The organism is Deinococcus depolymerans (assembly GCF_039522025.1).
GTDB lineage: Bacteria > Deinococcota > Deinococci > Deinococcales > Deinococcaceae > Deinococcus > Deinococcus depolymerans.
Map to the genome: position 1 here is coordinate 67,034 of NZ_BAAADB010000001.1, position 8,853 is coordinate 75,886.

The window sequence follows — 8,853 nt, forward strand, 5'->3', positions numbered from 1 at the left end:
GGGTGCGTGCGAGGTGGACATGAGTTTGACCGGTAAAGGACCCCGCATCGAGCGTTTCGGTGACATCGCGGAAGTGATTCCGCTTCCCAACCTGACTGAGATCCAGGTGAACTCCTTCAGGGCGTTCCTGCAGTCCGACAAGGCGCCCGAAGAGCGCGAGAACGTCGGCCTGCAGAGCGCCTTCAAGGAAGTCTTCCCCATCGACGAGACCGAGAAGGGCCGCAGCACCGGTCTGGTGCTGGACTACCTCGAGTACCGTCTGGGTGAGCCCCCCTACACGCCCGAGGAGTGCCGCGAGAAGGACGTCACGTATCAGGCGCCCATGTACGCCAAGCTGCAGCTGATCCACAAGGACAGCGGCCTGATCAAGGAAGACCAGGTGTTCCTGGGCGACCTGCCCCTGATGACCGAGGACGGCTCGTTCGTCATCAACGGCGCCGACCGCGTGATCATCTCGCAGATCCACCGCAGCCCCGGCGTGTACTTCACCTCGTCCTACAAGGGCATCAAGAAGATGTACACCGGCGCGATCATTCCCATGCCCAAGCGCGGCCCCTGGATCGAACTGGAGTTCGCGGGCGGCATCCTGGAAATGAAGGTGAACAAGCGCAAGTTCCCCGTGGCGATGCTGCTGCGCGTCCTGGGTTACGACGACGCCAGCCTCAAGGCGCTGTTCACGGAGTTCGAGCCGGACATGGAACTCCCCGAGGACAAGAGCGCGGGCATGGGTGCCGACGAGGCCCTGCTGCGCCTGTTCACGGTCCTGCGTCCCGGCGATCCGCCCAAGCGCGACAAGGCCATCCAGTACCTGTACGGCCTGCTGGCCGACCCGCGCCGCTACGACCTGGGCGAACCGGGCCGCTTCAAGATGAACACCAAGCTGGGCGTGCAGCGTGAAGAGCGCACCCTGCTGAACTTCCAGGACGGCAAGTTCACGGACGCCGGTCTGGTGGACACCATCCGTTACCTGATGGCGCTGCAGTACGGCCGCGAGACCGTCAGCATGGCCGACGCGGACGGCGTGCTGCACGACGTGCCGGTCGGCGAGGACGACATCGACCACCTCGGCAACCGCCGCGTGCGCACCGTGGGCGAACTGCTCGCCGACCAGCTGCGCGTCGGCATGGGCCGCATGGCGCGTGGCGTGCGCGAGCGCATGCTGCTGGGCAACCCGGACGCCGCGACCCCCACGAAACTCGTGAACAACCGCCCGATCGTGGCGGCCATGCGCGAGTTCTTCGGGCGCAGCCAGCTCAGCCAGTTCAAGGACCAGACCAACCCCCTGTCGGACCTGCGTCACAAGCGCCGCATCTCCGCGCTGGGGCCGGGCGGCCTGACCCGCGAACGCGCCGGCTTCGACGTGCGTGACGTGCACCGTACCCACTACGGCCGCATCTGCCCGATCGAGACGCCGGAAGGCGCGAACATCGGCCTGATCTCCTCGCTGGCCTCCTACGCGAAGGTGAACGACCTGGGCTTCATCGAGGCCCCGTACCGCCGCGTCGAGAACGGCAAGGTCACGGACGACGTCATCTACATGACGGCCGACATCGAGGACCGGTACACCGTCGCGCAGGCGAACAGCCCGCTGAACGAGGACGGCACCTTCAGCGACGAGCGCGTCCTGGCCCGCCGCAAGGGCGATCCGCTGTGGTACACGCCCGAAGAAGTGGACTTCATGGACGTGTCCCCGAAACAGATCGTTTCGATCAACACCAGCCTGATTCCCTTCCTGGAGCACGACGACGCCAACCGCGCGCTGATGGGTTCCAACATGCAGTCGCAGGCCGTGCCGCTCGTGCGTGCCGACAGCCCCGCCGTGGGTACCGGCGTCGAGCGCCGCGTGGTGACCGACAGCGGCACCAGCGTCGTCAGTGACGTGACCGGCCGCGTGACCTACGTGGACGCCCGCGTGATCCAGATCACCCTGACCGAGGACGCCCCGGCGCTGGGCCTGAGCAGCGGCAACGTCCGCACCTTCGAGACCGTGCGCTTCACCCGCAGCAACCAGGGCACCAACCTCGACCAGCACCCCATCGTGGATATCGGTGACATGGTCACGGCCGGTCAGGTCATCGCCGACGGTCCCGCCAGCGACCTCGGCCGCCTCGCACTCGGTCAGAACATCACCATCGCGATCATGCCCTTCGACGGCTTCAACTTCGAAGACGCGATCTGCATCAGCGAGGGTCTGGTCCGCAAGGACTTCTACACCAGCGTGCACATCGAGAAGGACGAGATCGAGGCGCGCGACACCAAGCTCGGGCCCGAGAAGATCACCCGCGACATCCCCGGCCTCAGTGAAGCCGCGCTGCGCGACCTCGACGAGGACGGCATCGTGCGCGTCGGTGCGGAAGTCAAGCCCGGCGACATCCTGGTCGGCAAGACCTCCTTCAAGGGTGAGTCTGAACCCACCCCGGAAGAACGCCTCCTGCGGTCGATCTTCGGTGAGAAGGCCCGCGAGGTGAAGGACACCAGCCTGCGCGTGCAGTCCGGTCAGGGCGGCATCGTCGTGAAGACCGTGCGCTTCCGCCGCGGCGACGAGGGCGTGGACCTCAAGCCCGGCGTGCGCGAGATGGTCCGCGTGTACGTGGCCCAGAAGCGCCAGCTGCAGGTGGGCGACAAGGTCGCCAACCGCCACGGGAACAAGGGCGTGGTCTCCAAGATCATGGCCCCCGAGGACATGCCCTACCTGGAAGACGGCACTCCCGTCGACCTCGTGTTCAACCCGCTGGGCGTGCCGTCGCGCATGAACCTCGGGCAGATCCTGGAAACCCACCTGGGTGAAGTGGCCCGCCTGACCGGCCAGAAGTTCGAGACCCCCGTGTTCGACTCGGTGACCGAGGCGACCATCAAGGAAATGCTCGAAGTGGCCGCCGCTGAACGCCTCCAGAAGCGCAAGGACGAGGGCTTCGAACTCGACAAGCGCGAGCAGGAAGTCCTCGACCGAGCCGGCAAGGTCGGCGTCGTGGACGCCCCGAACGGCGATTACGAACGCGCCCAGATGCAGCTGGCCCGCACCGGCAAGAGCGTCCTGTACGACGGCCGCAGCGGCGAGCCCATCAGTGGCCCGGTCGTGGTCGGCACCATGTACGTCATGAAGCTGTACCACATGGTGGAAGACAAGCTGCACGCCCGGTCCACCGGCCCGTACAGCCTCATCACCCAGCAGCCGCTCGGCGGGAAGGCCCAGTTCGGCGGCCAGCGCTTCGGCGAGATGGAAGTGTGGGCGCTCGAGGCGTACGGCGCCGCGCACGTCCTGCAGGAAATGCTCACCATCAAGTCCGACGACATCGATGGCCGCGACGCCGCGTACCAGAGCATCGTCAAGGGTGAGGAAGTCTCGGGCAGCACCATCCCCGAGTCGTTCAAGGTGCTCGTCAAGGAACTCCACTCGCTGGGCCTGGACGTTGAAGTGCTCGACAACGGCGACCGTTCCGTCGACATCTTCGAAGGCATGATGCCCAAGCGCTAAGGCGCACTGACGTGCGCCGCAGATGGCTGAGAGCAGGTGGCCGCTGGCCGAATGCACACCAGCGCAGGCCCGAGTCCCGCTTCTCGCCATCTGCCATGAGCCTTCCGCCTTCTGCCTTCTCCGAAGGAGAATCATGAAAGATTTCAGCAAAGTTCGTATCGCCATCGCCAGCCCGGAGAAGATCCGCGAGTGGTCGTTCGGTGAGGTCGAGAAACCCGAAACCATCAACTACCGCACCCTGAAACCCGAGCGTGAAGGTCTGTTCGACGAGCGCATCTTCGGGCCGCAGAAGGACTACGAGTGCGCCTGCGGGAAGTACAAGCGCCAGCGCTACGAGGGCAAGGTCTGCGAGCGCTGCGGCGTCGAAGTGACCAGCAGCAAGGTCCGCCGCTACCGCATGGGTCACATTGACCTGGCGACGCCCGCCGCGCACATCTGGTACGTCAAGGACACGCCCAGCAAGATCGGTACGCTGCTGGACCTCTCGGCCGGTCAGCTGGAGAAGGTGCTGTACTTCAGCTCCTTCCTGGTCACCACGCCCCGCAACGCCCAGAAGGACGGCCGCCCGCTCAAGCGCGGCGAACTGCTCAGCGACGACGAGTACCGCGAACTGCGCTTCGGTCGCCAGGAAACGTACGCCCTGACCGGCGGCGTGGAAGCCGACATCCGTGACGGCGAGTACGTCACGCGCGGCCAGGTGCTGGGCGGCACGGTCGTCAGCAAGATGGACGGCCTGGCGCAGTACCGCTTCCCGCGCCGCGCGGTCATCGCGTACGCCGAGGAAGTCGAGGCCAGCCTGCCGCTGCCCGCCGACGCGCTCGTCGAGCAGGACGCCTTCCGCGCCGGCGAGATCCTCGCGGAGCTGGAAGCCGACGTGCAGATCACCGCGCCGGTGGACGGCACGGTGTTCCTGCACGAGATGGGCGAGGACAGCGTCATGGTCGAGATCCGCGAGACGGTCGCCGCCGCCGGTGACGACGAGGAAACGGCCGCGCCCATGGGCGAGGTGCTGAGCCGCGTGTACGTCCCGCACGGCATGAACGTGCAGGTCGTGCACGGCGAGATCGTCGAGGCGGGGGCCGTGCTGGCCGACGCCGCGGCGGGAACGCGCCTGCGCGTCAGCCGTGACAGCCGCCTCTCGGCCGTCACCTTCCCCAAGAAGAAGGGCGACGTGCAGGTCACGGCGCACTGGACGCGCCGCGCCGAGTACGGCATCCAGCCGCAGATGCACGTTCTGGTCGGGGACGGCAGCGAGGTCCGCCGTGGTCAGAAGATCATCGGCGCCATCGACAAGGAAGAGGAAGTCATCGCGGAAGCCGACGGCGTCATCACCCTGCACAACCCCGCCAGCATCATCGTCAGCAAGGCCAAGGTGTACACCTACGAGGACGAGCCCCTCGTCGTGAACGGTGACCGCGTCGAGCCCGGCGATGAACTCGCCGACGGTGGCAACCTCAAGAGCGAGATCAGCGGCCGCATCGAGATCGACCTGGTCCGCAAGCAGGTCCGCGTGATCGAGTCGTACGACTTCGAGGCGAAGATGGGCGCCGAGGCCGTCAAGGAACTCCTGGACGACCTGAACCTCGACGAGCTGGAAGTCGAACTGAACGAGATGATGAAGGACTCCAGCCGCCACAAGCGCGCCAAGGCCCGCAAGCGCCTCGAGGTGACCCGTGCGTTCAAGCGCAGCGGCAACCACCCCAGCTGGATGATCCTGAACACCGTGCCCGTCATGCCCCCGGACCTGCGTCCGATGGTGCAGGTGGACGGCGGCCGCTTCGCGACCTCGGACCTGAACGACCTGTACCGCCGCCTGATCAACCGCAACAACCGCCTGAAGAAACTGATGAGCCAGGGCGCGCCGGACATGATCATCCGCAACGAGAAGCGCATGCTTCAGGAAGCGGTGGACGCCCTGATCGACAACGGCCGCCGCGGCAGCCCCGTCACGAACCCCGGTTCTGACCGCAGCCTGCGTTCCCTGACCGACCTGCTCGGCGGGAAACAGGGCCGCTTCCGTCAGAACCTGCTCGGGAAGCGCGTGGACTACTCCGGCCGCAGCGTGATCGTGGTCGGCCCGCAGCTGAAACTGCACCAGTGCGGGGTGCCCAAGCGCATGGCGCTCGAACTGTTCAAGCCGTTCCTGTTCAAGGTGCTTGAGGAGAAGGGCGAGGTCACGAACATCAAGCAGGCCCGCAAGATGCTCGAACGCTACCGCGACACCCGCGACAGCGTCTGGGACGCCCTGGAAGAGGTCATCGAGGACAAGGTCGTGCTGCTCAACCGCGCGCCCACCCTGCACCGACTGGGCATCCAGGCCTTCGAGCCGGTGCTCGTGGAAGGCCAGTCCATCCAGCTGCACCCGCTGGTCTGTGAAGCCTTCAACGCCGACTTCGACGGCGACCAGATGGCCATCCACGTCCCCCTGAGCGCCCAGGCGCAGGCCGAGGCGCGCATCCAGATGCTCAGCGCGCACAACCTGCTGTCCCCCGCGAACGGCGAACCGAACGTCAAGCCCAGCCGCGACATCATCCTGGGGATCTTCACGCTGACCCTGCTGCGCACCGACAACCTCGGCGCCGGCAGCGAGTTCGACAGCGAACAGGACGCCCTGGCCGCCTTCGACGCCGGCAAGATCGCCCTGAACAGCGCCATCAAGGTTGCCGGGAAGGACACCAGCGCCGGCCGCCTGAAGTACGTGTTCAGCAACCCGGACGAGGCGATCATGGCCGTGAACCGCGGCACCATCGATCACCAGGATCACGTGCGCATCCGCCTGAACGGCGTGACGTACGACACCAGCGCGGGCCGCGTGATGTTCCGCCGGATCGTGCAGGAGGCCCTGGGCACCCAGGCCGCCCTGGTCGACACCCTCGTGAACCTGGAAACGGCGTACGAGAAAGACCACCTGAAAGACATGATCATGGCGTGCTTCAAGCACCTGGGGATCGAGGCGACCGCCGGGCTGCTCGACGGCCTGAAGGACGCGGGCTTCAAGCTCTCCACGACCTCCGGCATCACCATCGGCATCGACGACATCGTCATCCCGCCCGCCAAGACCGAGATCCTGGCCGAAGCGGACGCCAAGGTCGCCGAGATCGAGCAGAACTTCGAGTTCGGCTTCATGACCGAAGAAGAGCGCTACAAGCAGGTCGTGCAGCTCTGGAACGACACGAAGGACGAAGTCAAGAACGCCATGTTCGACAACTTCGGCAAGAACTACCCCTTCAACCCCCTGTGGATCATGAGCCTGTCGGGCGCCCGTGGTAACGCGCAGCAGATCACGCAGCTCGCCGGGATGCGCGGCCTGATGGCCCGCCCCGACGGCAGCACCATCGAAGTGCCGATCCGCGCCAGCTTCCGTGAAGGTCTGTCCGTGCTGGAGTACTTCATCTCCACCCACGGCGCCCGTAAGGGCGGGGCGGACACCGCGCTGCGTACCGCCGACTCCGGCTACCTGACCCGTAAACTGGTCGACGTGGCCCACGAGGTCGTCGTGCGCGACGTGGACTGCGGCACCACCGACTACACCGCCATCCCCCTGGGCGCCGTGGACGAGCGCACCGGCGAGTGGCGCACCCGCAAGGCCAGCGAGATCGAGACCAGCATCTACGGCCGCACCCTGACCGACAGCGTCGAACTCGAAGGCCGCACCCTGGAAGCCGGCGAGATGCTGTCCCTGGAAGACGTCAAGGCCATCACGAAGAGCGCCAAGACCCTCCAGAGCGTGTTCGTGCGCACCCCGCTGAACTGCCGCGTCAAGAGCGGCGTGTGCCAGAAGTGCTACGGCTACGACCTCTCGCAGGCCAAGCCCGTCTCCATGGGTGAAGCGGTCGGCGTCGTCGCCGCCGAATCCATCGGCGAGCCCGGCACGCAGCTCACCATGCGTACCTTCCACACCGGTGGGGTCGCCGGCAGCGGCGGCGGGGACATCACCATGGGTCTGCCCCGCGTGATCGAACTGTTCGAGGCCCGCAAGCCCAAGACCAGCGCGGCCGTCGCGGACCGTGACGGCACCGTGCGCATCGAGGAAGAGGAAGAGCGTTACCTCGTACGCATCGAGGCCGACGACGACCAGTACTCCAGCAAGACCGCCACCAAGATCGGCAAGAGCCTGCGCATGATCGTCAAGGACGGCGACCGCGTCGAGGCCGGCCAGCCCCTGACGCGCGGCGCGATCAACCCGCACGACCTGCTGCTGTACAAGGACACCGACGCCGCCCAGCGTTACCTGGTGGAAGAGGTGCAGCGCGTGTACCGCAGCCAGGGCGTGAAGGTCCACGACAAGCACATCGAAGTGATCGTGCGCCAGATGCTCCGCTGGGTCGAGATCACCGACGGCGGCGACACCGAACTGCTCGAAGGGCAGACCGTGGAACGCTGGGAAGTCGACCAGGCCAACGACCTGCTCGAGGAAGGCCAGACCCCCAGCTCCTGGAAGCCCGTGCTGCTGGGCATCACCAAGAGCAGCCTGACCACCAAGAGCTGGCTGTCCGCCGCGAGCTTCCAGCACACCACGCACGTCCTGACGGAAGCCAGCATGAAGGGCCAGGTCGACGACCTGATCGGCCTGAAGGAGAACGTCATCCTCGGGAAACTGATTCCCGCCGGGACCGGCCTTCAGACCGTCCGCGACATGCAGGTCGCCGACGACCGCACGCTCGAGAAGTACGGCGAGAACAACACCAGCAGCGACTCCGTCACCGGGGACCGCAGCTACGACGACACCCGCCCGGGCGTCGTGAACGACAACGTCACGTACACCAACTGAAGCTGACGAACGTCCAGCAGCGGACCCCCACCTGGAAACGGGTGGGGGTCTTCCTGTGGCGCGCGGGGCTGTGATGCGCTGGGCTTCAGCCGGGGGTGACGGTCACGGTCACGTCCTGCCCTTCCTGCAGCGCCTCGGCGCGGCGCACGGCGGCCTTGACCGGCAGCAGGTACCCGCCGTCCTTCGGGAAGATGGCCGTGCGGAAGGTCGTCCCGCCCACCCGCGCGTGGCAGGGAATCATGCCCCAGCCGTACGTGACCAGCCGCGCCGCGTCCCGCAGGTCCGGCACCAGGTCGTCCGGCACGCGCAGAAAGTGGTGTGGGGCCGGGCCGCGCCACTGGAACAGGGTCGCCGTGAACGTCAGGGACATGCGGGTAGCGTAGCGGGTCCGGCGGCGGTCGTTACACGGACGCCGTCTGTTTCGTTCCCACCCTGCGGAGCAGCTCTCCGAGTCGCTCTGCTCGGATTGAATGGTTTTGCGAGCCTTTCAACGGTAGTTGGCTGGAACTATGCCCGACAGGGAACGCCTTGAGGCCGTGACAGCCACGCTCGCAGCGTCCAAACGCGATCGGTCAGCCCAATCGCCATCGCCGGTGTGCGCTGGAGG

Annotated in this window: 3 protein-coding genes; 2 read left to right on the top strand and 1 reads right to left on the bottom strand. The window is 66.4% G+C overall.

Annotated features, from left to right (window positions below):
* Window positions 1–19 precede the first annotated feature (19 nt).
* Window positions 20–3,475, top strand: a complete 3,456-nt coding sequence (gene rpoB / locus ABDZ66_RS00360; RefSeq protein WP_343754849.1) for a DNA-directed RNA polymerase subunit beta — start codon at window positions 20–22, stop codon at window positions 3,473–3,475.
* Between the two features lie 133 nt (window positions 3,476–3,608).
* Entirely contained in the window at window positions 3,609–8,246 is a 4,638-nt protein-coding gene (locus tag ABDZ66_RS00365) for a DNA-directed RNA polymerase subunit beta' (RefSeq protein ID WP_343754851.1), read from the top strand.
* 85 nt (window positions 8,247–8,331) lie between these two features.
* Here ABDZ66_RS00365 and ABDZ66_RS00370 read toward each other — a convergent pair whose 3' ends face one another.
* Complete coding sequence (locus ABDZ66_RS00370; protein WP_343754853.1) at window positions 8,332–8,616, bottom strand: DUF1905 domain-containing protein; 285 nt, start codon at window positions 8,614–8,616, stop codon at window positions 8,332–8,334.
* Window positions 8,617–8,853 lie beyond the last annotated feature (237 nt).